24 protein-coding genes and 1 riboswitch are annotated in these 24,710 nt (G+C 61.2%); of the genes, 8 read left to right on the top strand and 16 right to left on the bottom strand.

Going from position 1 to position 24,710, the window contains the following annotated elements:
* Nucleotides 1-98: 98 nt before the first annotated feature.
* A complete protein-coding gene (locus tag ACOQOT_RS04350) occupies nt 99-737 on the bottom strand; it encodes a tetratricopeptide repeat protein (RefSeq protein ID WP_420561151.1) in 639 nt (212 codons plus the stop codon).
* Between the two features lie 171 nt (nt 738-908).
* On the opposite strand from ACOQOT_RS04350, the gene pdxH reads away from it, so the two are divergent.
* From pdxH to ACOQOT_RS04365, 3 genes are all read left to right on the top strand, one after another.
* Nucleotides 909-1,547 carry a pyridoxamine 5'-phosphate oxidase gene (gene pdxH, locus ACOQOT_RS04355; RefSeq protein ID WP_420561152.1) on the top strand — a complete coding sequence of 213 codons (639 nt, stop codon included), beginning with the start codon at nt 909-911 and terminating at the stop codon, nt 1,545-1,547.
* Between the two features lie 63 nt (nt 1,548-1,610).
* The gene (locus ACOQOT_RS04360; RefSeq protein WP_420561153.1) at nt 1,611-2,486 is read left to right on the top strand and encodes a cation diffusion facilitator family transporter; all 876 of its coding nucleotides are present in this window, start codon (nt 1,611-1,613) and stop codon (nt 2,484-2,486) included.
* A 67-nt stretch (nt 2,487-2,553) separates the two neighbouring features.
* Nucleotides 2,554-3,309, top strand: coding sequence for an SDR family NAD(P)-dependent oxidoreductase (locus tag ACOQOT_RS04365; protein WP_420561154.1), 756 nt, complete (start codon nt 2,554-2,556; stop codon nt 3,307-3,309).
* A gap of 211 nt (nt 3,310-3,520) precedes the next feature.
* On the opposite strand, the gene ACOQOT_RS04370 is transcribed toward ACOQOT_RS04365, so the two are convergent.
* The 3 genes from ACOQOT_RS04370 to ACOQOT_RS04380 all read right to left on the bottom strand — a co-directional run bounded on the left by ACOQOT_RS04370 (nt 3,521) and on the right by ACOQOT_RS04380 (nt 6,866).
* Nucleotides 3,521-3,925: a hypothetical protein gene (locus ACOQOT_RS04370; RefSeq protein ID WP_420561155.1), complete on the bottom strand. Its 405-nt coding sequence runs from the start codon at nt 3,923-3,925 to the stop codon at nt 3,521-3,523.
* Nucleotides 3,925-5,310: an aminotransferase gene (locus tag ACOQOT_RS04375; RefSeq protein WP_420561156.1), complete on the bottom strand. Its 1,386-nt coding sequence runs from the start codon at nt 5,308-5,310 to the stop codon at nt 3,925-3,927. The genes ACOQOT_RS04370 and ACOQOT_RS04375 overlap by 1 nt, the downstream gene beginning before the upstream one ends.
* A gap of 71 nt (nt 5,311-5,381) precedes the next feature.
* Entirely contained in the window at nt 5,382-6,866 is a 1,485-nt protein-coding gene (locus tag ACOQOT_RS04380) for an amidase (RefSeq protein ID WP_420561157.1), read from the bottom strand.
* A 184-nt stretch (nt 6,867-7,050) separates the two neighbouring features.
* Here ACOQOT_RS04380 and ACOQOT_RS04385 point away from each other — a divergent pair, with 184 nt between their 5' ends.
* Nucleotides 7,051-8,691, top strand: a complete 1,641-nt coding sequence (locus tag ACOQOT_RS04385; protein ID WP_420561158.1) for a 3-(methylthio)propionyl-CoA ligase — start codon at nt 7,051-7,053, stop codon at nt 8,689-8,691.
* Between the two features lie 71 nt (nt 8,692-8,762).
* Entirely contained in the window at nt 8,763-9,497 is a 735-nt protein-coding gene (locus tag ACOQOT_RS04390) for a DUF1499 domain-containing protein (protein ID WP_420561159.1), read from the top strand.
* A gap of 59 nt (nt 9,498-9,556) precedes the next feature.
* Here the strand turns inward: ACOQOT_RS04390 and ACOQOT_RS04395 are convergent, their stop codons facing one another.
* From ACOQOT_RS04395 to ACOQOT_RS04415, 5 genes are all read right to left on the bottom strand, one after another.
* The gene (locus tag ACOQOT_RS04395) at nt 9,557-10,456 is read right to left on the bottom strand and encodes an MBL fold metallo-hydrolase (protein ID WP_420561160.1); all 900 of its coding nucleotides are present in this window, start codon (nt 10,454-10,456) and stop codon (nt 9,557-9,559) included.
* Between the two features lie 97 nt (nt 10,457-10,553).
* Nucleotides 10,554-10,859, bottom strand: a complete 306-nt coding sequence (locus tag ACOQOT_RS04400; RefSeq protein ID WP_420561161.1) for a hypothetical protein — start codon at nt 10,857-10,859, stop codon at nt 10,554-10,556.
* 210 nt (nt 10,860-11,069) lie between these two features.
* On the bottom strand, nt 11,070-11,255 hold the full coding sequence (locus ACOQOT_RS04405) for a hypothetical protein (RefSeq protein WP_420561162.1): 186 nt from the start codon (nt 11,253-11,255) through the stop codon (nt 11,070-11,072).
* 255 nt (nt 11,256-11,510) lie between these two features.
* Nucleotides 11,511-12,752 (bottom strand): pyridoxal phosphate-dependent decarboxylase family protein, encoded by a 1,242-nt coding sequence (locus tag ACOQOT_RS04410; protein ID WP_420561163.1) that lies wholly within the window; start codon nt 12,750-12,752, stop codon nt 11,511-11,513.
* A 100-nt stretch (nt 12,753-12,852) separates the two neighbouring features.
* Nucleotides 12,853-13,662, bottom strand: a complete 810-nt coding sequence (locus ACOQOT_RS04415; protein WP_420561164.1) for an enoyl-CoA hydratase/isomerase family protein — start codon at nt 13,660-13,662, stop codon at nt 12,853-12,855.
* A gap of 135 nt (nt 13,663-13,797) precedes the next feature.
* Between ACOQOT_RS04415 and ACOQOT_RS04420 the strand changes: the two genes are divergently transcribed.
* On the top strand, nt 13,798-14,670 hold the full coding sequence (locus tag ACOQOT_RS04420) for an enoyl-CoA hydratase (RefSeq protein WP_420561165.1): 873 nt from the start codon (nt 13,798-13,800) through the stop codon (nt 14,668-14,670).
* A 151-nt stretch (nt 14,671-14,821) separates the two neighbouring features.
* Here the strand turns inward: ACOQOT_RS04420 and ACOQOT_RS04425 are convergent, their stop codons facing one another.
* From ACOQOT_RS04425 to ACOQOT_RS04455, 7 genes are all read right to left on the bottom strand, one after another.
* Nucleotides 14,822-15,970, bottom strand: coding sequence for a ferritin-like domain-containing protein (locus ACOQOT_RS04425; protein WP_420561166.1), 1,149 nt, complete (start codon nt 15,968-15,970; stop codon nt 14,822-14,824).
* A 226-nt stretch (nt 15,971-16,196) separates the two neighbouring features.
* Nucleotides 16,197-18,158, bottom strand: a complete 1,962-nt coding sequence (locus tag ACOQOT_RS04430; RefSeq protein WP_420561167.1) for a TonB-dependent receptor plug domain-containing protein — start codon at nt 18,156-18,158, stop codon at nt 16,197-16,199.
* Nucleotides 18,159-18,341: 183 nt separating this feature from the next.
* Nucleotides 18,342-18,548, bottom strand: a riboswitch (cobalamin riboswitch).
* 95 nt (nt 18,549-18,643) lie between these two features.
* Complete coding sequence (locus ACOQOT_RS04435; RefSeq protein ID WP_420561168.1) at nt 18,644-18,892, bottom strand: hypothetical protein; 249 nt, start codon at nt 18,890-18,892, stop codon at nt 18,644-18,646.
* A complete protein-coding gene (locus ACOQOT_RS04440) occupies nt 18,889-19,521 on the bottom strand; it encodes an acyl-homoserine-lactone synthase (RefSeq protein WP_420561169.1) in 633 nt (210 codons plus the stop codon). Before ACOQOT_RS04440 ends, ACOQOT_RS04435 begins: the two co-directional genes overlap by 4 nt.
* Before the next feature lie 117 nt (nt 19,522-19,638).
* Nucleotides 19,639-20,376, bottom strand: a complete 738-nt coding sequence (locus ACOQOT_RS04445; protein WP_420561170.1) for a helix-turn-helix transcriptional regulator — start codon at nt 20,374-20,376, stop codon at nt 19,639-19,641.
* Nucleotides 20,377-20,691: 315 nt separating this feature from the next.
* On the bottom strand, nt 20,692-22,194 hold the full coding sequence (locus ACOQOT_RS04450; protein WP_420561171.1) for an SLC13 family permease: 1,503 nt from the start codon (nt 22,192-22,194) through the stop codon (nt 20,692-20,694).
* Between the two features lie 81 nt (nt 22,195-22,275).
* Nucleotides 22,276-22,839, bottom strand: coding sequence for a MarR family winged helix-turn-helix transcriptional regulator (locus ACOQOT_RS04455; protein WP_420561172.1), 564 nt, complete (start codon nt 22,837-22,839; stop codon nt 22,276-22,278).
* Nucleotides 22,840-22,979: 140 nt separating this feature from the next.
* Between ACOQOT_RS04455 and ACOQOT_RS04460 the strand changes: the two genes are divergently transcribed.
* Entirely contained in the window at nt 22,980-24,239 is a 1,260-nt protein-coding gene (locus ACOQOT_RS04460; protein WP_420561173.1) for a cytochrome P450, read from the top strand.
* On the top strand, nt 24,229-24,648 hold the full coding sequence (locus tag ACOQOT_RS04465) for a nuclear transport factor 2 family protein (RefSeq protein WP_420561174.1): 420 nt from the start codon (nt 24,229-24,231) through the stop codon (nt 24,646-24,648). Before ACOQOT_RS04460 ends, ACOQOT_RS04465 begins: the two co-directional genes overlap by 11 nt.
* The last annotated feature ends 62 nt before the right edge of the window (nt 24,649-24,710 follow it).

The raw sequence follows: 24,710 nt of genomic DNA on the forward strand, positions 1-24,710 counted from the left end.
TAACAATCTCTTCTCAAATCATAAAGGCGCTTGGATACCAAAAGGTTAAAGCCTGCATCACGGGCGCGTCAGCCGCACGAAACGGGGAGTTGGCCGCCTTAAGAGGCGTTCGAGGGCGCGCGGACCTCATCGAGGCGGGTGTCGAGCCCGATGCGCGCGCGGGCCTTTTCATGACCCAGAAAGGCGGCAAGGCGCATCAGCCTGTCGGCTTTTGCCGGGTCCTTGCCGGTCCCGTCTCCGGCTTCGGTTAGAAGGGCGAGCTGGTAAAGCGCTTCCGGGTAGCCGTCCTGCGCGGCCTGCATGAAATAGTCGGCGGCATCTTCCGTGTCCCGCTCGATGCCCTCGGCCCCTAAAAGCAAGGTCCCGGCATTGAGCGCGGCGGCGTTCAGCCCCGCATCGGCAGCGCGCTCATAAAAATAAAGCGCGCGGGGCAGATCGCGCGCCGTGCCCCGCCCGAGGCGCAGCAAATGGCCGACATTGCGCTGGGCGGCCAGATCGCCGAGCTTGGCAAGCGGCAGCCAGATCTCATAGGCACGCGCATAATCGCCCGCATCATAGGCGGCAACCCCTGCCTGAAAGGCCTTGATGCGTTCCTCCTCCGGCAAGACTTGTTCGCCGGGCGCAATGGCCTGAGGGTTCGCAAAAGCGGGCAGGGCAGGCAGATACGCCAGCGCAGCGCTTAAGAGAGCGGCGCGGATAAACGGTGCGCGGGCCAATGAAAGCGGCTTATGCAGCATTGATCCCCCAAGAAGCGCCTGCCGTGCCGCCTTGATATGGATTAAAGATCGGGGCATTGGTGGGACAAGCGCTCATCCAGCCTATATAAAACGCAGACCCGGCGATTGGCCAGCGGAACCGGCCAGTAAGATCAGCCAGCGGAACCAGTCAAGGGACAGGACGTAAGGACGATGACGGCAAAGACGGAAAATTCAGACAGCGCCAAGACCGATGAGGATATTTTCGCCTCCGGCAATCCTTTCGCGCTGTTCCGCGACTGGCTGGAGCTGGCCGGTGAAAAAGAGCCGAACGACCCCAACGCCATGGCCCTGGCAACTGCGGATGAAGACGGGCTGCCGGATGTGCGCATGGTGCTCTTGAAGGGGTTCGATGAGGCGGGCTTCGTTTTCTACACGAACCTAGAAAGCGACAAGGGCCGCGAGCTTGCCGCCAACGCCAAGGCCGCGCTCTGTTTCCATTGGAAAAGCCTGCGCCGCCAGGTGCGTGTGCGCGGCCAGGTGGAGCGGGTGAGCGATGCGGAAGCCGATGCCTATTTCGCTACGCGTGCCAAGGACAGCCAGATCGGCGCTTGGGCTTCGCGCCAGTCCCGCCCGCTCGAAAGCCGGTTTGCGCTGGAAAAGGAAGTGGCGAAATACGCCGCCAAATATGCGCTGAAAGAAGTGGAGCGCCCGCCATACTGGTCCGGTTTCCGCATCGTGCCTGAGCGTATCGAGTTTTGGCGCGACCGGCCGTTCCGCCTGCATGACCGCCTCGTTTTCCTGCGCGAGGGGCCGCATGGGCACTGGCGCACCGAGCGTCTCTTCCCGTAAGTTGCCTGCATGAACGCACCCCAAAACCCTGCTGCCGGGAGCCAAATCGCTGGCCCCCTTTTGATGAAGCGGGCAACTTATGCTGCCGTGGCCGTCGCGTTGACGCTTGTTCTGATGAAGGCGGGCGCCTTCTGGCTGACGGGCTCCGTGGCCATGCTCGGCACACTGCTCGATTCCCTGCTCGATGGCACGGCCTCTCTGGTCAATCTCTTTGCCGTGCGTTTCGCGTTGGAACCGGCGGACCGCGATCACCGTTTCGGCCACGGCAAGGCCGAAGCGCTGGCCGGGCTCGGCCAGTCGGTCTTCATCTTCATTTCCGCCGGCTACATCACCTATGAATCCGCGAGCCGGCTCATTACCCCCGAGCCGCTGTCGCGCTCGCTTATCGGCATCGTTGTAACGGTTCTCGCCATCGCGCTGACGCTCGCGCTCGTTGCCTATCAGCGCAAAGTGGTGCGGGAGACGAACTCCCTCGCCATCGAAGCGGACTCGATCCACTATCGCGGCGACTTGCTGATGAATCTCTCGGTGATCGCCGCGCTTCTGCTTTCCGGTGTTTTCGGGCTGGCCTGGGCGGACCCCATTTTCGGCTTCGTCATTGCCGGGTTTATCGCCTGGAGCGCCCTGCAGATCGTGCGCAATGCGGGCGACCAGCTTATGGACAAAGAGATGTCCGAAGAGGACCGCGACCGGATCAAGCAGGTCGTGGCCGCTCACGAGGAAGCCGTCGGCATGCACGATCTGCGTACCCGCATGTCCGGGGCCAATCTCTTCATCCAGTTTCATCTGGAGCTCGACGGCTCGCTCAGCCTGATGAAAGCGCACCGCATTACCGACGATATCGAGAAGGAAATCGAGGCGCTTTTTCCCGGCTCCGAAGTGCTCATTCACCAGGACCCGGCAGGGCTGGAACGGGTGCCGAAGCTCCTGCGGACGTGAAGCGGCGTGAATTCTCCCATCCCTTCTTTGCCATTGTGATTGGCTGAAAGGCGGATAGACTGCGCCCATGACACAGATCCCGAACAATGAGCGCAAGACCCTGATCCTGACCGGCGCGAGCCGCGGGATCGGCCATGCCACCGTGAAGCGCTTTTCAAGCGCAGGCTGGCGGGTGATCACCTGTTCGCGCCATCCTTTTCCGGAAAATTGCCCCTGGGATGCGGGGCCCGAGGATCATATTCAGGTGGATCTGGCGGACCCGGAAAATACCGCCGAGGCGGTGGCCGAAATGCGCGAGCGGCTGAAAGACCAGGGCAGCCGCCTGAACGCGCTTGTTAATAACGCGGCCATCTCGCCGAAGGGCGAGGGCGGCTCGCGGCTCGGCATTCTGGAAACCGAAGACAGCGCCTGGCGGCAGGTCTTTCAGGTGAATTTCATGGCCCCGGTCATGCTTGCCCGCGGCCTTGTGGAAGAGCTGAAAGCCGCGCAAGGCTCCATCGTCAATGTGACCTCGATCGCCGGTACCCGTGTGCATCCCTTCGCAGGCTCTGCCTATGCGACCTCCAAGGCGGCGCTTGCCGCGCTGACACGGGAAATGGCCTCCGATCTCGGCCCGCTCGGCATCCGAGTCAACGCCATCGCGCCGGGGGAAATCGACACGGCGATCCTTTCGCCCGGCACCGACAAGATCGTGGCGGAAATTCCGCTGCGGCGCTTGGGGCTGCCGGAAGAAGTGGCGAAGACCGTTTATTATCTGTGTACGGAACAGTCGTCCTACGTGACGGGCTCTGAAATCCACATTAATGGCGGCCAGCACGTCTGAGACTGTGCGTGTGGCATGGACCCCGGCTCGGAGGCCGGGGTGACGCGCGGTGGTTGATGGTACGCAGTGCCTTGCCCTTTTCCCATTCATTGTCATGCCCCGCTTTATGCGGGGCATCCACGGGTGGCACATCTGGGTGCTGTGCGGGATGCCGTGGATGGCCCGGACAAGCCGGGCCATGACACTGAGGGGGGTGACGAGGCTGTGAACCTCAATCCGGCACAAAAACCACTGCAGCCTGGCTGTCCCTCACCTTTGCCTCGTCCGAAACGGTGAAGTTCGAAAGAATGAACCCGCTTGCCCCGGCAAAAGCCCCGCTACCGCCTTCGATGACCCAACTTACGCGGCCATGCTGCTTGCGCTCATCCGCGCTTGGTGTGATGAGGCCGTAACCTTCGGTGGAAAAACGCAAGGTCCCTTCCGGGAAGGTGACCTCGCCCGTCTCGGTAAAACCCGTCTCGCCTTCCGTTTCAACGCGGGAGGAAAAGCGGGCCGTGCCGGAGAAAGGTGCGCCCGCGCCTTCCGCTTCCCCTTCGATCAGCATGACCATGCCCATTTCATCTTCAGGCTGGGCCATGCCGGTAAAGGTCAGGTGGTACCGGTATTCGCGCGCCATCAGCCTCTCAGTCCTTCTTTGCGGACATGGGCTTCCACATCGTCGAGCGCGCGGGCCATGCGGTCGAACATTTCTCCGATCTCGTCTTCCTTGATAATGAGCGGCGGGCAGAAGGCGATAATGTCGCCTGCCAGCGCCCGCACGATGAGCCCGTGCTTTTGCGCCGCGCCCATGGCGACCGCGCCGATAGCGGCGGACTTGTCGAAGCTCTTCTTCGTTTCTTTGTCGGCGACAAGCTCGATCGCCCCGATCAACCCCTTGGCGCGCGCATTGCCGACGAGCGGATGATCGGCAAAGCCCATCACGCGTTTTTCGAACGTAGGCGCGACGGCGCGCACATGCGAAAGGATGTCGCGTTTTTCGTAAATCTCCAGCGTCTTGCAGGCAACGGCAGCGGCGACAGGGTGGGCGGTATAGGTAAAGCCGTGACCGAACGTGCCGATCTTTTTGCTTTCATCGATCATCGCCTGATACATGTCCTCGCCGATCGTGACGGCGCCGATGGGCACATAGGCGGAAGAAAGCGCCTTGGCGACGGAAATGGAATCCGGCTTCATGCCGAAAGTCTGCGCCCCGAACATGTTGCCCGTGCGCGCAAAGCCGCAAATCACTTCATCGGAAATGAAATAGATGTCGTATTTATCGAGCACCGCCTGAATTTTTTCAAAATAGCCCTGGGGCGGCATGACGACGCCGCCCGCGCCCATAATGGGCTCGGCAATGAAGCCGGCAACCGTCTCCGGCCCTTCGCGCAGGATCAGTTCTTCCAGCTCCTGCGCGCGGCGGGCGGAAAACTCTTCCTCGCTCTCGCCCGCTTCCCCCTGGCGGTAATAATGGGGGCTGCCGGTATGGAAAATCCGTTCGATGGGCAGATCGAAATCCATATGGTTCGCGGGCAGGCCCGTTAGCGACCCCGATGCGACGGTGACGCCGTGGTAGCCCTGCAGCCGCGAGATGATTTTTTTCTTCTCCGGCCGGCCCTTGGCGTTGTTGTAATACCAAAGGAGCTTGATCTGCTGATCGTTCGCCTCCGAGCCCGAGCCGCAAAAAAGCACTTTCGAGGCGTCGTGGGGCGCAATGGCTTTCAGCTTTTCGGCAAGCTCGGCGGCGCGCTCATGGCTGCGCCCGCCAAAGACATGGCCGAAGGGAAGCTGGCGCATCTGCTCGGTCGCCGCGTCGATGAGTTCGGCCTCGCTATAGCCGAGCGAGGTGCACCAGAGCCCGGCCATGCCTTCGATATATTCCTTGCCCTCGCTGTCGAAGACATGAATGCCTTCGCCGCGCTCGATGATCAGCGGCCCCGTGCTGCGGAACGTGTCGAGATTGGTGTAAGGGTGCAGGACGGTTTCGATGTCCCGCTTGGCGGCGTTGGAAAGACCAGTCATGAAATACTCCTAGATGAACCGGGCCGCTTTTAGGTGGGCCTTATTGCATCATTATTAAAGGCGCGGCGGGCTTAAAACCCCTTCGGCGGTTTGAAGCCTCCGAGCGCCTGTTCCAGCATGCCGGCAACGGCAATGGTCGTATAATCTTCCAGATGCGGGCCGATGATCTGAATGCCGACGGGCAGGCCCTTCTGCGTAATGCCGACAGGGGCAACGCTCGCGGGCAAATGGCAGAGCACCGCCGGTCCCGCCCAGATCAGCACATCCATATAAGGCCGGTTCTTACCGTTCACTTCCAGCGTGCGCGCATGCCAGTTCGAGGTGTGGTCATGGGCAAAGGCCGGGCGCATCAAAACCGGGGCGAGCACCACATCATAGCGGGTGAAGAACTCCGCCCATTTGGCGCGCAGCTGCTCGCGCTTTTCATGCCAGATCAGCCAGTCGCCATAAGAAAGCGTGCCGCCGCGTGCCTGCAGCATGGCGTGGCTCTTGTCGGCGGGATCGCCTTCCGCTTTCAGTTTCTCCCAGCGCTCTTTCACATGGGGCGGCATGCGCGAGGCGACATTGGCATGAAGCAGCATGAGATAGGCTTCGGTGATCTCGGCCAGGGTGAAATCCGGCCGCGCTTCCCAGTCGATGATCGCGCCGTCTGTTTCCAGCGCCTTTGCGGCCTCGGTGAAAAGCGCGGTGCTTTCTTTGTCGATGTCGCAGAAGGGGTCCTCGAACCAGGTCGCAACGCGCAGGCCCTTGGGCGAGGTGGCGCGCGGGCGCGGCAGGTTCAGCGTAAAGCCTTTGGCCTGCGCTTCGTTCGGTCCCGCCACGATGCCGAGCAGCAGAGCAAGGTCCTGTGCGGAAAGGCCGAGCGGGCCGACGACGGACAGATCGCCTTCGCCAAGCGCGCCGGGTTCGGGCGGAATGTGCCCGCGTTTCGGCACGATGCCGAAGGTCGGTTTATGGCCGAAGACACCGCAAAGATGCGCGGGCGTGCGGATCGAGCCGCCGATGTCGCTGCCAAGCTCGAGCGGCGTCAGCCCGCCGGCAAGCGCCGCCGCTGCCCCGCCCGAGGAGCCGCCGGGCCCGCAAGAGAGGTCCCAGGGGTTGTTTGTCGTGCCATAGACCTCGTTATAGGTCTGAAGATCGCCGGAAAGGAACGGCACATTGGTCTTGCCGAAAATGATGGCGCCCGCATTGACGATGCGCTGAACGGCCTCGGCATGGCGCGTGGGGCGGTGACCGGCGAATTGCGGCGCCCCGCCAACGGCCTTCATGCCCGCTACTTCCAGCGCGTCCTTGATGGTCATGGGCAACCCGTGCAAGGGCCCCCAGCTTTCCCCGCGCTTGCGGGCGGCGTCCGCCGCCTCGGCTTGCGCTTTGGCGGCGCCGAAATCCTGATCGACAATGGCGTTGAGCGCCGGGTTATGGGCCTGCGCGCGGGCCTGAAAATAATCCACAAGCTCGGCGGAGGAGGTTTTGCCCCGCTCCAGCGCCTGCAGCAGCCGGTAGGCGGGTTGAAAATGCCAGTCGCCCTGCGATGCACCCATCTGTGACGCGCCCATGCTCCGTTCCTCCTCATTTCTCTTTTTCACAAGAGTTATCGGGGTTTTGGGGGGCTCACAAGGCAAAAGGGCCCCAATTTAGGCCGCCGGGGCGGCGCGGCAAGCGTTGTTTGACGCTGCGGTTCACTCTAAACTCGGGCCCAACAAGGGGTAAAAGCCACACAAAACAGGCGAGGGACATGCCATGCTGGGCTTGATGCAAGATTGGCCGCTTACGGTCGACAGAATTATCGATCACGCGAACCGTTTTCATGGTGACCGCGAAATCATTACACGGACGGTCGAAGGGCCGATCCACCGCTGCACCTATAAGGATATTCACCTGCGCGCCCGCAAGCTTTCCCAGGCGCTGAAGAAGCTGGGCGGCAAGAAGGGCGACGTTATCGCCACCATGGCCTGGAACACCTACCGGCATTTGGAAAGCTGGTACGGCATCACCGGCATGGGCGGCGTCTATCACACGCTGAACCCGCGCCTTTTCGCCGAGCAGCTCGTCTATATCATCAACCATGCCGAAGACCGTTTCATCCTGCTCGACACGACCTTCGTGCCGGTGATCGAAGCGATTGCCGATCAGCTTCCCAACGTCAAAGCCTTCATCCTGATGACGGATAAGGCCCATATGCCGGAAACGAAGCTGAAAAACGTCTATTGCTATGACGAGATCGTGGAGGCCGAAGACGGCAACCATGTCTGGGAAAAGATGGACGAGAACGACGCCTGCGGTCTTTGCTACACGTCCGGTACGACGGGCAATCCGAAGGGCGTGCTTTATTCGCACCGCTCCAACGTGCTGCACTCGCTCGCCGCCAATAATGCCGACGCGCTGGGCGCGCGCTCGCGCGACAGCATTCTGCCCGTGGTGCCGATGTTCCACGCCAATGCCTGGTCGCTGGCATTCTCCGCGCCGGCTGTGGGCGCCAAGCTCGTCATGCCGGGCGCGCAGATGGACGGGGAGTCGATCTTCGAACTGCTCGACAAGGAAGGCGTAACCATCACCGCCGCCGTGCCGACGGTCTGGCTCATGCTGCTGCAATATCTGGAAAAGACGGGCGCCAAACTGCCCAAGCTCGACCGCGTGGTAATCGGCGGCTCGGCGGCGCCGCGCTCCATGATCCAGGCTTTCGAAGACAATTACGATGTGCAGGTCTTCCATGCCTGGGGCATGACCGAAATGTCGCCCATCGGCACGATCGGCTCCTTGAAAGCGGGCAATGAAGATCTCAGCCGCGAACAGCAGCTCGACCTGAAATGCAAGCAGGGCCGGGCGATCTTCACGGTGGAAATGAAAATCACCGATGATGACGGCAACGACCTGCCGAATGACGGCAAGGCCTTCGGCCATTTGATGGTGCGCGGCCCCGCCATCGCCAAAGCCTATCTGAAAGGCGAGGGCGGCGAGATTCTCGATGCCGATGGCTGGTTCGACACGGGCGATGTCGCCACGATCGACGCGGACGGCTATATGCAGATCACCGACCGCTCGAAAGATGTCATCAAGTCGGGCGGGGAATGGATTTCCTCCATCGAGCTGGAAAACCTCGCCGTCGGCCATCCCGATATCGCCGAAGCCGCGGTCATCGGTATCGCACACCCCAAATGGGACGAGCGTCCCCTGCTTGTCGTCGTCACGAAAGAGGGCAAGTCACTGACCCGTGAAGACGTGCTCGGCTATATGGAAGGTAAGATCGCCAAATGGTGGATGCCGGACGATGTGGTCTTCGTCGAGGAGATCCCGCACACGGCAACGGGCAAGATCCAGAAACTGACGCTGCGCGAGCAGTTCAAAGGATATAAGTTGCCGACCGCCGATGCGGCCGAATAAGCGGGCGCCGGCCGATCGAGAGTGCCGGTCAAGGGCAAGAATACCGGTGAAGGGTATAAGGGGTACGGATTATGAACGAACGCTCGGCTTTCGCGCGTTGGAGTTTCAGGCTTGCGCTGCTCGCCGCCGTTGTCGGTGTGCTCGCGGTTCTCGGCCACAGGCTCGGGGTGATGGATTTCAGGCTGGCGATTTTCGGCCTGATGGGCAGCACGCTGATCGGCCTTGCCGCGGCGCTGTCCGGCGTTGCCGGTATCGCCATCACGCTGATGGGCCGCAAGGGCGGCACGGTCTTTGCCGCCGCCGGTCTGGTGCTCGGTCTTGTCGTTGCGGTGCCGGTGCTGCTTGCCGCGCAAGCAGGCTCCGCTGTGCCGCGCATTCACGACATTTCGACGGACCTTCAGGACCCGCCGAAATTCGTCGCCGTGCGGGCGCTGCGCACCCCGCAGCACAATTCCCTGGAACGGGAAGAACCGGGAAATCTCGGTGAGCTGCAACAGGCAGGTTATCCGGATCTCGGACCTGCGCTCATTGAGCGTCATCCGGGTCAGGTCTTCGAAGAAGCGCTGGCGCTGGTCAAAGAGCGCGGCTGGGAAGTCGTTGCCGTCTCCGTCGAAAACGGCACGATCGAGGCGACGGATACGACCGCGCTGATGGGCTTCAAGGACGATGTGGTGATCCGCGTGCGTGAGGAAGCAGGCAAGGCGCTTGTCGATATGCGTTCCGCCTCCCGTGTCGGGCAAAGCGATCTCGGCACCAATGCCAAACGCATCGAAGCGTTTTTGAGCGATCTGAAAAACGCCGGCTGACAGGCCCGCACTCTCTAATCGAAGCGCCCCGGTCTTGAGAAAGGCCGGGGCGTTTTCGTTCAGGAAAGCCGGTATTGGTTCTCGATGCCGGGGGCGCCGTCCGTTGCAACGCGGCCCGTCTCGACCATGTGAATGAGATGGGCAAGCACCGAGCGGCGGGCGGCCGGGTGCAGGCGCTTGTCGATGTCGGCATACATGGTCTCGACCATGGCCGGGATGGTGGTGTGGCCTTCCTCGATCTGGCGCAGGATCTGCGCCTCGCGCTGGCGCCGGTGCACGAGATAGGCCCGCACGAAGGATTGGGGATTGGTGATGGCGGGCCCATGGGTCGGCCAATAAATCTCGTCGTCCCGGTCGAGCAGCTTTTTCAGCGAATTGAAATAGTCGCTCATATTGCCGTCGGGCGGGCTCACCACGCTGGTCGACCAGCCCATGACATGGTCGCCCGTGAACAGCGCTTTTTCTTCCCGCAGTCCGAAACACATATGGTTCGAGGTATGGCCGGGCGTGAAGACCGCGTCGAATGTCCAGCCATCCCCTTCGATGGTGTCGCCGTCTTCGAGCTTGATGTCGGGCTGAAATTTCCAGTCCGCGCCTTCCTCGCGCGCGCCGTCGTCTTTCTTCTCCCCGCCATGGGGGCCGTAGGCGAGGGTCGGTGCGCCGGTCAGCTTTTTAAGCGGCTCGGCGGCGGGCGAATGGTCCATATGCGTATGGGTGATAAGGATATGGGTAACGGTTTCCCCTTCGATCGCCGCCAGCAATGCTTCCACATGATCGTTCATCAGCGGGCCGGGGTCGATCACCGCTACCTCGCCCTTGCCGACGATATAGGTGCCCGTGCCTTTGAAGGTGAAGCCGCCCGGATTATTGGCGGTCACCCGGCGGATCAGCGGCGATACCTGGTCGCAGCGGCCATATTCGATATCGATGTCGCGCACAAAAGGGATCTCGCTGCTCATTCGGGCCTCCCGTCTTCAACTGGCGCGCAGCATTCATGATTGAGCGCCGCCGCGCAAGGGCCGATGGGGAAGATAAATTTGCAGAAAAGATGGACGCTCAGGCCGCGATGTCGCTATCGGCGACGGGGCTGAGGGGTTTGCGCTTCGGGCGGGTGGTGCGCAGGATGCGGCCCATTTTCCCGGGCGCGCGCTTTTCCAGCATGATGACGCTGATATTGAGCCAGTGATAGCGCCGCCGCGCCTTGCGCAGCGTCCGCCGCACGGAAGAAGAATAAATCAGCAGGATCACCAGCCCCGGCATCATCATGAAGAGGCCGAAGGCGAAAGGCGGCGGCAGCGGGGTCAGCACAAGGCCGGGCACGAAAAGGCTCCATCCGAGTGCGATCATGAAAGTGCGGAACACGGGGAGCGCCAGCCTGCCTTTAGGGTTTCAACTTTAAAAGAGATAAGCGCTTCTTTGTGGCAAGACAATGGTAGGCGCGGGCAGGAGGAGGGCCGGCGCGCGTCAATCGCGCGCCAATAACGGAACTGTGTTTGCCGTAAAAGGGCCCCCAAACAGCAAAGCGGCGCGGAAAGCCGCGCCGCCCACATTTTCGGGCCAAAAGGCCGTGTCTTAGTAGACCGTGGCGATATTCGCGATCATCGCGACCGTATAGACGCCGACAGCGGTATAACCCAGAGCCGTCACAACGTCGGACACGCGCCACGCTTTCATCCCCTGATACGCCATGCGAATGCCATAGCTAATGTCGCTGGGATGGAAAACTTCCGAAGAATTGATTTTATCGGTGGCAGCCATGATGTCTCTCTCGGAGCCAGAGGTTTCGAATGATCCTTGCGGAAGGGCGGGGGAGGAGATGCCGGTTTCCGCAAGGCCAACAAGGCTAACGCCCTGTTAATCGTCAATTTATGGTGCGCTGCACAATAAATCAAGAGTCCGGGTGTAAAAATTTTGCAACGCAACATGAAAGAATGAGAAGGCAGGGTCACAAAAGCGAAGCCCCGGCAGGGGCAAGCCTGGCCGGGGTTCGTAAGTGATTGAAAAATAAGGGAGTTAGCTGTAACGCGCTTCGCGCTTCTCCCCGGCATTCCCGGCCCGGATTTCCGCCATCCCGGCTTCGATATCGGCAAGATACTGGTCCGCCACTTCCGCATGGAAGGGGGAGAGCATCAGATGGAGGGAGGGCGGCTCGGTGGTGATGGAGGTAAACCAGCCCCGTTCCAGCAGTTTGCCCCACAGCGCATAGGCATCGACTTCCGGGTGGCGGAAGGCCAAAAGCCCGAGTTTGGGATCGCCCAGAATCTCGAAACCGAGTTTTTTGACCCCTTCCTGGATTTTCGCCCGCGTGGCGCAGACCGCGCCCTGCTTTTCCCTATAACCCTCGACGCCGAGGAAATTCATTACCGCCCAGGCCGCAGCGATGGCCCCGCCGGGGCGGGTACCGGCCAGGGTCGGCGTGATCATGCGCGCGCCCGACCAGTCATCCGTGTCGAACGGCATATATTGGTAAAGCTCGGCGGAGCGGAACAGCACGCTCGAGGCGCCCTTGGCCGCATAGCCGTATTTGTGAAGGTCCGCCGACATGGAATGAACCGCCGGCACTTCGAAATCGAAGGGCGGCACGTCCACCCCGTTCATCCGCGCGAAGGGCGCGAAATAACCGCCCACACAGGCATCCACATGCAGCCAGACGCCTTTTTCGGCGGCGACTTTCCCGAGCTCCGCAATGGGATCGATAATGCCGTGGGGGAAGTTGGGGGCCGAGCCCACCATCATCACGGTGTCCGCATCGATGACTTTCTTCATCGCCGCCGGATCGGCTTCGTAGCTCGTCTCGTTGATCGCAACGCGCCGCACTTCGATATCCATCATATGCGCGGCTTTTTCAAAGGCGGGATGCGCCGAGCGGGGCAGCACGATATTGGCTTTCGTCTTCGCCCGTCCGCTCGCGCGGGCATAATCGCGTGCCGTCTTCAGCGCCATGGTGATGGAATCGGTGCCGCCCGAGGTGATCGCGCCCGTTGCCCCCTCCGGCCCGTGCAGAAGCGAAAGGGCCATGGAAATGACTTCCTCTTCCATCTGCTTGAGGCTGGGGAAGGCAAGCGGTCCGAGGCCATTCTCGGACATATACATCGTGTAGGCTTCTTTTTGGACTTTGGCGACCTCGGGCCCGGCATTGAAGACATAGACGGCGGTTTTGCCCTCGCGCCATTTGGCGTCATGGGCGCCGCGCTCTTCCATTTCTTTTTTCAGCTCGTCCCAGGCGCGGCCTTTTTCCGGCATTGTCACGCTCATCTTGTCCTCCCTCTTGGCCGTTTCAGGCGGCCTGCCTTAAAGGTTTTGCCTAGCAGACCCGATCATGACGCTGGCGTCAATTTCCCAGGTTATTTCTAGACTATTCGCCTTTGAATTCGGGCTCCCGTTTCTCGAAAAATGCCTTCACACCTTCGCGAACGTCCTTGGAAGGATTGGCGATCATCACCGAAAGCGCCGCATCGCCGAGCGATTGTTCAAGGCTCATGTCCCGCCCGCGCAGCATCATGGATTTGGCAAGGCGCACGGCAAGCGGCGCGCGTTTGGCGAGCGTTTCGGCAAGCGCCAGCGCGCGGGCCTGCACGTCTGCATCCGGTACGACTTCCGTCAAAAGGCCGAGCGCGAGGGCTTCCTCCGCGCTATAGGTTTCGGCAAGCAGCGTCATCTTCAAAGCCCGGTCGAGGCCCATGGCGCGCGGAAAAAGCCAGGCGCCCCCTTCATCCGGCAGAAGCCCGAACCGCCCGCTCGTATCGCCGAGCTTTGCGCTTTGTGCCCCGATGCGCATGTCGCAGGAAAGGGCAAGCGTCAGCCCGCCGGCCACCGCCGCTCCATTCACTGCCGCGATCACCGGCTTGTCGAGGCGTGAAAGCGCCAGAATGACTTTATGCATTCCGTCGCGCATTTCCCGCCCGTGGGAAAGCTGCGCCTTCATCAGTGCGCCGTGCTCTTCGTCCGCGCCGCTCACATCGCCGCCCGAGCAAAACCCTTTCCCTGCGCCGGTCAGAATAAGCGCGCGCTGCTCGTCATCGCGCAGATAAGCGTCGAGCGCTTCCACCAGTTCCTCGCAGAGCCGCGTCGTATAGGCGTTCATCGCCTGCGGCCGGTTCAGCGTGATGCGGGTGACGCGGGGCGCGGGCGTTTCGACGATAATCTCCTGAAAAGAGCTGGCCATTTTTCCTCCCATTCCGGTCCTTTTGGCCGGTGCTTTTGATCGGCGCGTTTGGCGGCTAGTCTAGCAGCAATAGGAGATTGCAGCAGCAAGGGCCGGCAGGAAGGCCAGCCAGGAAGAATGAGAGGGAGGATAACGATGTCGGAAGCGGTAAGAGCAGAGGCGCCCGGCGAAGCGGCGCATATGAGCTATGAGGTGAAAGACGGTATCGGCCTTATCACGCTGAACCGGCCCGACAAGCTCAATGCCTGGACAGGCGAAATGGAAAAAGGCGTCAAGCGCGCGGTGGGCGCGGCGGTGAAGGACGACAAGGTGCGCGTCATCGTGCTGACCGGTGCCGGGCGCGGCTTTTGCGCGGGCGCCGATATGAACCTTCTGCAATCCATCGAGCCGGAAGGCGGACGGCGCAACATCGTCAGCAAAGAGGAAGAAGAAGCGGTGGACCTTTCCTATGATCACGGGCCCTCTGTGATCGAGCATTTCCATGGCCGCTTCGGCTATCTTTTCGAATGCCCCAAACCCATCATCGGCGCGATCAACGGCGCCTGCGCGGGGCTCGGCCTGGTGGTCTCGCTCTTCTGCGATCTGCGTTTTGCGAGTGAAGAGGCGAAGTTCACCACTTCTTTTGCCCAGCGCGGCCTTGTCGCCGAGCACGGCATTGCCTGGCTGCTGCCGCGCCTCATCGGCTCGGCCCATGCGCTCGACCTTCTCATGTCCGCGCGCAAGATCGACGGCAGGGAAGCGGCCCGCCTCGGCCTCGTCAATCAGGCTTTTCCTGCAGATGAGTTCATGGAAGAGGTCACGGCCTATGCCCGCCATATGGCCGCAAACGTTTCCCCGCGCTCCATGGCGGTGATGAAGCGGCAGGTCTATAAGTCGCTCTTTCAGGATTTCAATCAGTCGACCGACATGGCCGATAAGGAAATGCAGGCGAGCTTTAAGAGCGCAGACTTCAAGGAAGGCGTCGCGCATTTCGTGGAAAAGCGTGCGGCGAACTTTACGGGACGCTGAGTGCCATAAAAATGGGCGCTCCTTTTGCAAGGAGCGCCAAGAATCATAAAAATGGCCGCTTCTTCTTTCGAAGAAGCGGCCGGGCAGAGAGGCGGAAGGCTGGAGGACCAACCGCCGGGAGGAGAGCCTTGGTAGGCAGGCTCTTCGGGTCTTAGTCGGCGGCGGTGCCTGAGAGCTGGATCAACGCTTCGTTCTTGCGGTTGATTTCCTTGAGCTTGGCGATCCCCGCCGCCGCGATCGCATCGCCCACCATTTCGTCGCTTTCGGCATGCAGAACTTTCATGTCGATATAAGCGGCGTAATTACCGGCGGTGCGCTCGGTGATGATGCCGGTCATGGCCAGGGTCTTCACCAGCACGCGGAAGATGTTTGCCGATTCCTGCATGTTGGTGCGGATTTTCTCGTCCGTCATGCCTTCCATGAAGGCGCCCTGCACCCATTCCCAGTCGAGGCCGACCTGCTCGTAGATATGCTGTTTCTGCGAGGGGGCGCCGATGTTGAAGAGCAGCGTCTGGAAGACTTCCCAGGCCCAGTCTTCGATCTTGTTATGCTCTTCCTTGGAGAGTTTCGGCACCGTGCGGTCCGCCCAGATCTTGCCGAACTTGTGGTGGAAGGCTTCGTCCGTCATCGCAAGCTGCGCGAGACGCACGATCAGCGGGTCGCGGCCCTTGTTGTAGAAGGTCGCAAAGGCGCCCATGGCAAGACCTTCGACCAGGAGCTGCATGCCGACGATCTTCTTCCATGCGAATTTCGACGTCACGAGCTCCGTCAGCACATCGCGCAGCACCGGGCCGCAAGCCATCGGACGGCCGAAACGGGCTTTCACGATGTTGGTGAAGGCGGTGACGTGACGGGCTTCTTCGCGCGCCTGGTTGGCGGCATATTCCTGTGCGCCCGGATCGCGCAGAATGTGGCAAAGGCTTGCCGACAAGGCGAGCGCGCCCTGTTCGCCGTGCAGAATGTTCGACAGGCTCCAATGGGTTTCCAGGTTCGTCAGTTTCACCCGGCCTTTTTCATCGAGCTTGTCCCAGACGGCGGTGCCATAGCCCACCGTCATGGTCGGGTCGACCATATATTCGTTTTCGATATCGAAGGGCTCGCTAAAGTCGATATAGCGCGCGTCGTTCGGGTCCCAGAAATGGTCGTGGGTTGCCGAGATGATCTTGTCGAAGGCACTGGTACGATCGAGATAGCGCTCGCAATCCATCATGGCGGCGAAATCGGTCGGCTCTACGGTGTTGTAGATATTGTCCTTCGTGATCTGACCAGCGGCTTCTTTGTGGGGTACTGCCTGCGTCATCAATAATCTCCTCCGGTCTGCGAGGCTCAGGGTCTGTGGGTGCTTTTGGTGTGCCTCAACCTGAAAAAATCATGACGCCTGCGTCATTTTTGGTCTTTGATCTGGATCAAAGAAAAGGGCCGGCGCTGAAAACGCCGGCCCCGCTGCGAGGGGTTCTTATGAGCAGAACCCGAAAAGTCGCCTGTTTCTGCGGATTTTCTCTCCGCTCATTACTCCGGAAAGAGGATCAGAACGTTACTTTCACCCCCATCAGAAATTCCCGGCCCGGCGCCGCGAACCCGTCTGCAGGCTCGTATTCGGCGTCGAAAGCGTTGTTCACCCGGCCGAAAACCTGGAAATGCGGGCCGATATCTTTCGAGCCCGTCAGATCGACCACAGTGTAATTGTCGCCTTCGATGAGACCGCCGCTCACCCGGTCCACATCCCGGTAAAGATCGACCCAGGTAACGGCGAGCCCGAGGCGGGCATCTTCCATCGCCTGCCAGTCGAGCGTGCCATGCACTTTGTGGCGCGGGCGCCGGCTCTGTCCGCCGCGCAGAGGCTGAGTATCGACGACGGTGAAGGTGTAATCGGCGCGGGCCGACAGTGTGTCGCTGATTTCCACATCGACAAAGCTTTCGATCCCATGCGCGTTGAACTCGTTCACATTCGTTGTCGTGGAATCGAACGAAGGCAGGAAGACCGTGATGATAGCGTTTTCATAATCGGTATCGAAATAGGTGATACCCGTTTGAATGCGCCCGTCAAGGAAGCCCTGCTCGAGACCGACTTCCCAGCCTTCGCTTTCCTCCGGCTCGAGATTGGGATTGCCGCGGAAGGCATTGCCGAAGGAATTCGGCGTAAAGCCATAGCGCTCGAAGAGCGAAGGTACTTTGAAGCCCGTGCCGTAGCTTGCCGTCAGCCGCGTATCGGTTTCGGGATGATAGTAACCCGGCGTCAGCGTGTAGGTGACTTCATCGTCGAAATTTTCCGGATTGTCATAGCGCACGCTTGCCGAGGCAAAGAAGCGCTCGCCGAAGCTCACCCGGTCGCTCAGCCAGAACGAGGTGGTGTATTCATCCGCCTCGGAGCGCAGTTGCTGCACGAAGCCGAAGCCGAAATCGCGAAAACCCCGTGCTTCCAGCTCTTCGTATTTGTATTCACCGGCAAGGTTCAGTGTGTGATTGCCGAGCGTGACGAAGTTTTCCAGCTTGGCGACGGTGCGCGTGCCTTCATTCGTCGATTCCTGGTTGGTGTTGAGGTTTGCCGCATCCGGATGGTCGATGATGACGCGCGTATAATCGGTATAGGCAAGCGTGAGAACGGGCCGGTAAGCGCCGCCATAGAAATTCCCTTTCAGCCCGCCGCTCAGGAAAATCTCCTGGTTCTTGGCAACGGCGTTGAAATCCTGCGGCAGGGAATTGTCCGTATCCGTATTGGAATTGATATATTGGCCGAAGGTGAAGGCTGAGAGCGTGTTGCTCAAATCCGTATCGAGCTGCAGGCTGAGGGCCGTGTTCTCGTTACCGTCTTCTTCTTCGGCAAAACCGCCGCGCAGATGTTGCGGCGTGATGTCATTGCCGTCCGTTGCCTGGCGCGAGAGCGAGAGCGCATAGCCGATGCCTGCATAAGAGCCGTCTGCCAGGGCCGCGGTGTTGAACGTGCCGAGCGAGCCGAGTTCCGCCCGCACGCTGGTGCGCAGCGCGCCTTCGCCCTTTTTCGTGATGATGTTGATGACGCCGCCCAGCGCCGCGCTGCCGTAAAGCCCGCTCTGCGGCCCGCGGATGACCTCGATGCGCTCGACATTTTCTGTCGTCAGCGTGGAAAAGTCGAAAGCGCCCGCCGGGGCACCCGGATCGTTAATCTCGATCCCGTTCAAAAGCACAAGCGTGTGGTTGGAATTGCCGCCGCGCGAAAAGACGCTGGTGACGGAGCCTTTCGAGCCCGATTGCACGATGTGAAGCCCCGGCACGCCTTGCAGCGCTTCGCCCACTGTGCGGTATTGCCGCCGATCGATATCATCGGCGGTGATGACGCTGACGGAAGAGCCGACCTGCTCGATGGGTGCAGGGCCCGAAGGGGCGGTAACCAGAATCTCCGGCGCGATGATCTGCCGGTCCGCATGCGCAAGGCCGGTAAGGAGTGTCGTGAAAAGGGCCGTGCTGCCCAATAGCGCCGCTGTGCGGCGCGCCTCATTGAAATGAACCATTAGTCCAGTCCCCTCATAAAACGGTCCGCCCGACCGCAGGGTGCCGAGGGACGGGATGAGGGAACGGAAAGCCGGAAGGCGCGCGCGGCTTCGTGCATGGGGAGGGGGAAGTGCCCGCCGCGCCGCATGCCAAGGCCGCGTCACCGACGGAAGATCCGCTCCGATGGCACACCCCGGCCAGCGGCAGATGACGCGCGATGCGGCAGGTCTCCTGGCTTGCGGGTCATAAAACGGTTCCGGTCTTCCCAGGGCGGATGCCCCAGTGACGTGAGTGGAACCGATCTCGCCGCTTACAGTTGCGGGGGCAGCCAAGGAATGGCCCGTATGAAGCGGGCGTCACCTTGTTCCCTTTTATCCCGGATATCCGGGACCGGATCGCGGCGCGAGTATAGGGGCGCGCTGCAAATTGTCAAAAGCGCAAAAAAACGGAAGGGAAGCAGCGCTCTCACGCCGCTTCCCCTCGCTCAATCCTGTGCGTCTTCTTCTCAGTGCCGCCGCGTCGAGACGGGCAGGGCGGTCAAGGACATCTCCGCTGGGCATTGCGGGTTTTTGAGAACATGCTCGGCAATCACGTCGAGCAGCGCGCCGTGCAATGTCTCCACCCGTTCGTCATGGGCATGGCCGGCGCCGGAGCGCACCAGGTAAAGCACGGCTTTGACGAGCCCTTCGATATGCGCGTCCGCGTTTTGCGGCAAGGCGCCTTCTTCGTGTTTCGGTTTGGTTTGAACGCTCACGCTGCTACCTCTTCTTCATACTCGTGGATGTCGATCACGGAACCTTCGATGCCGAACACATCGCGAATGCGCTGCGAGGAGGAAGGCGCCGTGGAGTAATGCCCGGCGAGAAACTCTTCCTCGCCGATGCGGATGGCCGGCCCGTAAATGGTGGGTTTGAGGCCGAGCTGTTCGAGCGCCCGGGCCTTGGAGGGATAAGTGACGAAAACGAAATGCTCGATGCCGTGCGCCCAGGCCCATTCCATGCCGGCCAGCGTGCACAGGGCATGGTGATAGGTATGCGCGCCTTTCGGCAGATCGGGGTCGACGCACATGCGGCTGCCTTCGGCCACGCGCGCGCTTTTCGGCAGCTCATGGCCATGTGCAAGCTCCGGCCAGAGCGCTTCGAGCATGTAAGGATGATCGGTGCGCACCATGCGCCCGCAGGCCCGCACGGCCTGATTGTCGTCACGAATCGTGAAGTAATGGGTCCAGAGCGGATGGTCGAACTGGTCCGCTTCGCGGTGGTTGAGATTGGGAATGACCCAGCCCGCCCGCTCGACGAAAACCTTGTGGCGCAAACGCAGCATCGAATCGAAAGCGTTGCCGAAATGATGCGCGGTGAGGATGGTGAAGTGATCGACTTTCATGGGGGGCCTCTCTCTCCGTGTTGATGGAGAAAGGCTTTCATGAGGGCGCGCGGACCCGCACCTCCCCTTAAGGGTAGGTCTTGGAAATCGGATTATATATCAAGGAGTTACGGAAGGTCAGAGAAACTGAATGTCTTCCGGATCGATGGTGATGAGCCCGAGATAGAGCGCTTTGACGATGGCGATGCGGCCATAGGCGCCGAGCTTCGTGTAGCAGTTCTTCAGATGGAACTTCACCGTTTCCTGGGAAACGCTGAGAAGCTGGGAAATCTCCCAAGCGGTCTTGCCCCGTGCCCATTGCGTCAGTACTTCCTGCTCGCGCGGGGTGAGCGGCTGGGCGGGGGCCATTTCCACGGCCAGATGGTCCATGAAGACTTTATGCAGCAAGGCGGTGCGGGCATGAACTTCCGCCAGCACCCGCTCGCAGTCCACATCCGGCTCGTCGGAGGCAACGGAATAAACGGCGCTGATGCCGGGCGCGCTTACAAGCGCGGAGGAAATACCCTGCTTGAGGCCGAGATCGGCTGCTTCGCCGTAAAAGCGGCGCTGGAATGGGCTGAGCTCGTGGCGCTCGAGCAGCCTTTGCCAGGAGAAGGGGCCGGAGCCCTGGCCGGCCTGCTGCAAGGTCAGGTCCGCTTGCGCGTAGCCCTGCTCTTCATAGTGGTTCAGCCATTCGGTTTTGTAATTGGTGGCGAAATACTGATCGCGCGTCGGGTCGCGCCCGGGCAGCACATAGCCGAGGATCGCGTGGTTCAGGCCCAAATCGTTCAAGCCCGCCAGCCAGATGTCGAATGCCGATGCGCTATCTTCCGACTGCTGGATACGCTCGACAAACTCCGCGAAAGACAGCCCCATTAGTGCCCCTGCGTTACGCTGTGCCCCAACAATCCGTCTGCCGCTGTTGCCGGAGCGGCGGCGGACTGCACACACTGACAAGATTATCAGCAAATGAAATGAAAGGGGAAGAAAAGAACCAAAGCAGCACAGCCGAATTGTGAGCAGGTGCAATAATCCGGCACAAAGTGAAATAATGCTCTCGTTAAACCAAAGAATTCGCGCCGATCTTCACGAGTTGGTGACGGCATTCATCTTTAGGTTGCGTGCAGGTGTGTTTCCCCGCGCGCTTTAAGTGGCATAGCTATCCGAGTAAGGCCGTCCAGGTATAGCGGGTCAAAGCATGAGCCAGGTGCCGAGTGTCAAGACGGCAATGCCGATGAGATTAAGCCGCAGCCCGGCGCGCATCATGCCCTGCATGCCGATATGCCCGGAGCCGAAGACGATGGCATTGGGCGGTGTGGCAACCGGCAGCATGAAGGCGCAGGAGGCGGCCATAGCGGCGGGCAGGGCAAGGGCTTCCGGCGTAAGGCCCGCGGTAAGCGCGAGCGCGCCGGTGATCGGCAGAAAGGCGGAGGCCGTGGCCGTGTTGCTGGTCAGTTCGGTCAGGAAAATGATGAGCACCACCACCGCGCCCATCAGCACGAGCGGGCCAAGCAGGGCCGCGCCTGTGAGCTGCGCCCCGATCCAGGCGGCAAGGCCGGTGCCGTCCATCGCCTGGGCGAGGCTCAGCCCGCCGCCGAAGAGAATGAGAATGTCCCAGGGCGCTTTCTTCGCCCAGTCCCAATCGAGCAGGCGTGTCCGCTCGCCGTCCTCTCCCCGCTCACCGCTCGGCAGAAGAAAAAGCGCCAGCGCCCCGGCGATCGCAATGCCCGCATCCGAAATGCCATCCAGCGGCAAAAAGAGGCTGAGCCAGGGATGCGTGATCCAAAGAAAGGCAATGAGGGCGATCACCGCGCCCACCCGCTTTTCCGCAGGCCGCATGGTGCCGAGCGCGCGGCGCATCTCACCGATCAGCGCGGTGTTTTCGCTCGCACCCGTTTCCTCTTCATGGGCGGGCACGGCAAAGGCAAACCGGGTGAGCGTCAGCCAGGCAAGCGGCAGAAGCACCAGCACGGCGGGCACGCCGACCGCCATCCAATCGGCAAAGCCGATCTCGATCCCGTGGCTCTGGCTGAGATAGCCGGCCGCCAGCGCATTCGGCGGAGAGCCCACGAGCGTGCCGAGCCCGCCGATGGAGGCGGCATAAGCAATGCCGAGCATCATGGCTCTGGCATAGGCGCTGCGCCCCGCGCTTTGCGCCTCGCCTTCTTTTTTTGCCCCTTCGATGAGGGAAAGCGCGATGGGCAGCATCATCATCGCGGTCGCCGTATTGCTCACCCACATGGAAAGGAAAGCTGTGGCCACCATGACCCCGGCGATGAGAAGACGGGGCCGCCCGCCGGCCCGGGCGATGATGGCGAGCGCAATGCGCCGGTGCAGGCCCGCCCGCTGCATGGCAAGCGCCATCCAAAAGCCGCCGAGAAAGAGAAAGATGATGGGGTTGGCATAAGGCGCGGCGGCCATGGAAATGGGCGCGACACCGAGAAGGGGAAAAGCGGCGAGCGGCAAAAGCGCTGTGGCGGCAAGGGGCACCGCCTCGCTCACCCACCAGATCGCCATCCAAAGCGCGATGGCGGCGGTGGCCCAGCCTGCGGCCTCAAGCCCCTCCGGCGCCGGCAGAAGAAAAAGGGCAAGCGCTGCAAGCGGCCCGGCGATCAGTCCGGCGTGTGAAACCCAGCCTGAATTTCCCTCAGGCTTTTCGGGGGCGCAGTGCTGTGGGTCGTGCGGTTGCGGCATGGCGAATGGTGCAGCTCTCGGATTGGTTGGTCTTTCGCCAGCATAATGCGGGAAGGCGGAAACGGGGATAAGTTGTAGATCTCAGCGCAGCGTATCGACGATTTCGGAAATGCGGCGGAAGAAATGCAGCCCCTGCACGATTTCCTCCTCGCTCATATTGTCGATGATCCGCTGCACATAGGCTTCGCCGCTTCCGATCATCTTTTCCAGATGCGCCTCGCCTTTCGCGGTCAGTGTGACGATCTTTTCCCGCCCCGAGCGCGGGTCTTCTTCCAGCCGCACCAGCGAGAGAGGCGGCTGCGCCATGGCGCGCAGGGCCTTGGTGATGGCGGCGCCCGAAATTTCGAACCAGGCCGAAAGCGAGCGTTCGATGGCCTTACGGTTCATCGCCCGGCCGTCCCGGCCTTCGGAATGAATGAGCCAGAGGATCGCGACCTGATGGCGGCTCAGTGTGCCGCCGCGCAAGGCATCTTCCAGCGCGATCCCGGCCTTGTAATGGATCGGATAGTAATATTCGAGGAATTGCAGCGCGGCTCCTTTCGTCTCCCCCTTTGACCCGCCTTTTCGCCCGCCCGGTTTTTTTGCCTTGGGGGCGGGCCCCGCCGCTTTGCCGCCCGTGCCTGAAATTTTGCTCTCTTTACCCATACTTGCCGCCTTTTCCGCCGCCGCTTGCCTGCTTCGCGCGGCCATTCTAGCGGCTGCGCGCCATTCGTCACCTTTATTAATTGTTTACAAAAGAAACAATTTATTGAATCAATGGTACCGTCTTAAGGGAGGAGGACGATATGGAAAATGCAACGAGCGATCCCGCCGCGCTTCTGGCGGCCTTGCCGGAAGGCGACACGATTGCCGCCCCTTACGGGCTTTATGAAAAACTGCGGCCCCATGCCCCGCTTCATGGCTACAAGGATTATCCGCCGGGCACGGTGCCCGATGCCGATGAGCCGGTAACTGCCTGGGTGCTGCTCGATTATGAGCATGTGGCTGCCGCCGCGCGCGATCACCGCACTTTTTCATCACGCGATCCGTTGCAGGAGCAGTCGTCGGCGCCGACGCTTATGCTCGTCAATCACGACAACCCGGACCATGACCGCCTGCGCGGCATCGTCAATCTGGCGTTCTCGCGCAAGCGTGTCGAAGCGCTGGAGCCGGGGGTGGCGCGCGTCGTCGAAAAGGCGGTGGCCGAACTTGGCGCGGGCGAGCGGGAGATGATCTCGACGCTTGCGGCCCATATTCCCGCCCGGGTGATGGTGGACCTGCTCGGCCTGCCGGTGGAAATCGTCGAGCGCTTCAGAGGCTGGGCGACAGCCTTCATGCTCTCCGCCGATCTCAGCCCCGAAGAGCGGGCGGCCAGCAATCTGGAATTGGCCGGTTATTTCGCCGAGCGGGTGCAATCGCTCCATGCCAAGCTCGAAGCGGGTGAAGAGATCCCCGACAGCTTGATCAGCGCGCTTTTGAAAGCGGATATGGAAGGCGAGAAACTCAGCCTCGATGAGGTCACGCGCTTCTGCATTACGCTGGTCGTGGCGGGTTCCGAGACCACCTCGTTTCTCCTCGGCAATCTGCTTTACAACCTTGCCGCCATGCCGGAGCTGCGCGCGCGCCTTGCCGCCGATGAAAGTCTCATCACGCCTTTCATCGAAGAGACCCTGCGCCATAGCGGGCCGCCGCAACGCCTTTTCCGCATTGCGCTGAAGGACGCGGAAATCGGCGGCAAGAAAATCAAGGAAGGCGACTGGGTGGCGCTCTTCTTTGCTGCGGCCAATCATGATCCGGCGATGTTCGAGGAACCGGCGCGGTTCGATATTTCCCGGCCCAATCTCAACAAGCAGCTCACCTTCGGGGTGGGTATTCACCACTGTCTCGGCTCGGCGCTGGCGCGGATGGAAGCCCGCGCGCTTGTTTCAGCCATGGTGAACCAGATGGAGGATATCAGCCTTGCCGGCGCGCCCGTGCCCCAGCGCACCTCGCTTCTCAATCACGGCTTCGATGGGCTGACCTTGCATCTGACACCGAAAGAAAAGGAGAAGGCCCATGCAAGCTGAGGCGCTGACCGGTGAGGAAAGCCGGAACCTGGAGGCGACGCAGGCCCTTTTTGCCGCCTTTGGCGAGGGGGACGTGCCGCGCATCATGACCTATCTTGCCGGGGACCCGCGCATCGAGTTCTACGGACCCTCTGTCATCCCTTATGCCGGCACCTATCAGGGCCGGGAGGAATGCGCGAGGTTCTTCGAAACGGTGCTCAGCTCCGTCGACATTCACATCTTCGAGCCGGAGGAGTTCATCGCATCGGGCAAGAAGGTCATCGTCACCGGACGCCTGCACTTGACCGCCCGCGCCACAGGCCGGGACATCCGTTCGGATTTCGTCCATGTCATCGACCTGGACGGAGCGAAATGGACGCGGTTCCGCGATTTCATGAATACGGCAGAGGCGGTCGCCGCCTTTTCGTGATTGGGGATATTTGCAGGGGCGCGCCGAAGCTAGGGAAGTAAGCCGGGGAACTGAGCCAGGGC

Origin of the sequence: Tepidicaulis sp., assembly GCF_965222285.1 — a bacterium.
Lineage (GTDB): Bacteria > Pseudomonadota > Alphaproteobacteria > Parvibaculales > Parvibaculaceae > Tepidicaulis.

Excerpts from the sequence above, each read along its gene's own strand:
- ACOQOT_RS04415 (WP_420561164.1), bottom strand. The coding sequence starts at position 13,662 with ATGGCCAGCTCTTTTCAGGAGATTATCGTCGAAACGCCCGCGCCCCGC.
- ACOQOT_RS04380 (WP_420561157.1), bottom strand. The coding sequence starts at position 6,866 with ATGGGCGCGTCACAGATGGGTGCATCGCAGGGCGACTGGCATTTTCAA.
- ACOQOT_RS04430 (WP_420561167.1), bottom strand. The coding sequence starts at position 18,158 with ATGGTTCATTTCAATGAGGCGCGCCGCACAGCGGCGCTATTGGGCAGC.
- ACOQOT_RS04440 (WP_420561169.1), bottom strand. The coding sequence starts at position 19,521 with ATGAAAGTCGATCACTTCACCATCCTCACCGCGCATCATTTCGGCAAC.
- ACOQOT_RS04360 (WP_420561153.1), top strand. The coding sequence starts at position 1,611 with ATGAAGCGGGCAACTTATGCTGCCGTGGCCGTCGCGTTGACGCTTGTT.
- ACOQOT_RS04370 (WP_420561155.1), bottom strand. The coding sequence starts at position 3,925 with ATGGCGCGCGAATACCGGTACCACCTGACCTTTACCGGCATGGCCCAG.
- ACOQOT_RS04445 (WP_420561170.1), bottom strand. The coding sequence starts at position 20,376 with ATGGGGCTGTCTTTCGCGGAGTTTGTCGAGCGTATCCAGCAGTCGGAA.
- ACOQOT_RS04465 (WP_420561174.1), top strand. The coding sequence starts at position 24,229 with ATGCAAGCTGAGGCGCTGACCGGTGAGGAAAGCCGGAACCTGGAGGCG.
- ACOQOT_RS04425 (WP_420561166.1), bottom strand. The coding sequence starts at position 15,970 with ATGACGCAGGCAGTACCCCACAAAGAAGCCGCTGGTCAGATCACGAAG.
- ACOQOT_RS04420 (WP_420561165.1), top strand. The coding sequence starts at position 13,798 with ATGTCGGAAGCGGTAAGAGCAGAGGCGCCCGGCGAAGCGGCGCATATG.
- ACOQOT_RS04385 (WP_420561158.1), top strand. The coding sequence starts at position 7,051 with ATGCTGGGCTTGATGCAAGATTGGCCGCTTACGGTCGACAGAATTATC.
- ACOQOT_RS04350 (WP_420561151.1), bottom strand. The coding sequence starts at position 737 with ATGCTGCATAAGCCGCTTTCATTGGCCCGCGCACCGTTTATCCGCGCC.
- ACOQOT_RS04450 (WP_420561171.1), bottom strand. The coding sequence starts at position 22,194 with ATGCCGCAACCGCACGACCCACAGCACTGCGCCCCCGAAAAGCCTGAG.
- ACOQOT_RS04390 (WP_420561159.1), top strand. The coding sequence starts at position 8,763 with ATGAACGAACGCTCGGCTTTCGCGCGTTGGAGTTTCAGGCTTGCGCTG.
- ACOQOT_RS04395 (WP_420561160.1), bottom strand. The coding sequence starts at position 10,456 with ATGAGCAGCGAGATCCCTTTTGTGCGCGACATCGATATCGAATATGGC.
- ACOQOT_RS04375 (WP_420561156.1), bottom strand. The coding sequence starts at position 5,310 with ATGACTGGTCTTTCCAACGCCGCCAAGCGGGACATCGAAACCGTCCTG.
- ACOQOT_RS04460 (WP_420561173.1), top strand. The coding sequence starts at position 22,980 with ATGGAAAATGCAACGAGCGATCCCGCCGCGCTTCTGGCGGCCTTGCCG.
- ACOQOT_RS04455 (WP_420561172.1), bottom strand. The coding sequence starts at position 22,839 with ATGGGTAAAGAGAGCAAAATTTCAGGCACGGGCGGCAAAGCGGCGGGG.
- ACOQOT_RS04410 (WP_420561163.1), bottom strand. The coding sequence starts at position 12,752 with ATGAGCGTGACAATGCCGGAAAAAGGCCGCGCCTGGGACGAGCTGAAA.
- ACOQOT_RS04365 (WP_420561154.1), top strand. The coding sequence starts at position 2,554 with ATGACACAGATCCCGAACAATGAGCGCAAGACCCTGATCCTGACCGGC.
- pdxH (WP_420561152.1), top strand. The coding sequence starts at position 909 with ATGACGGCAAAGACGGAAAATTCAGACAGCGCCAAGACCGATGAGGAT.
- ACOQOT_RS04405 (WP_420561162.1), bottom strand. The coding sequence starts at position 11,255 with ATGGCTGCCACCGATAAAATCAATTCTTCGGAAGTTTTCCATCCCAGC.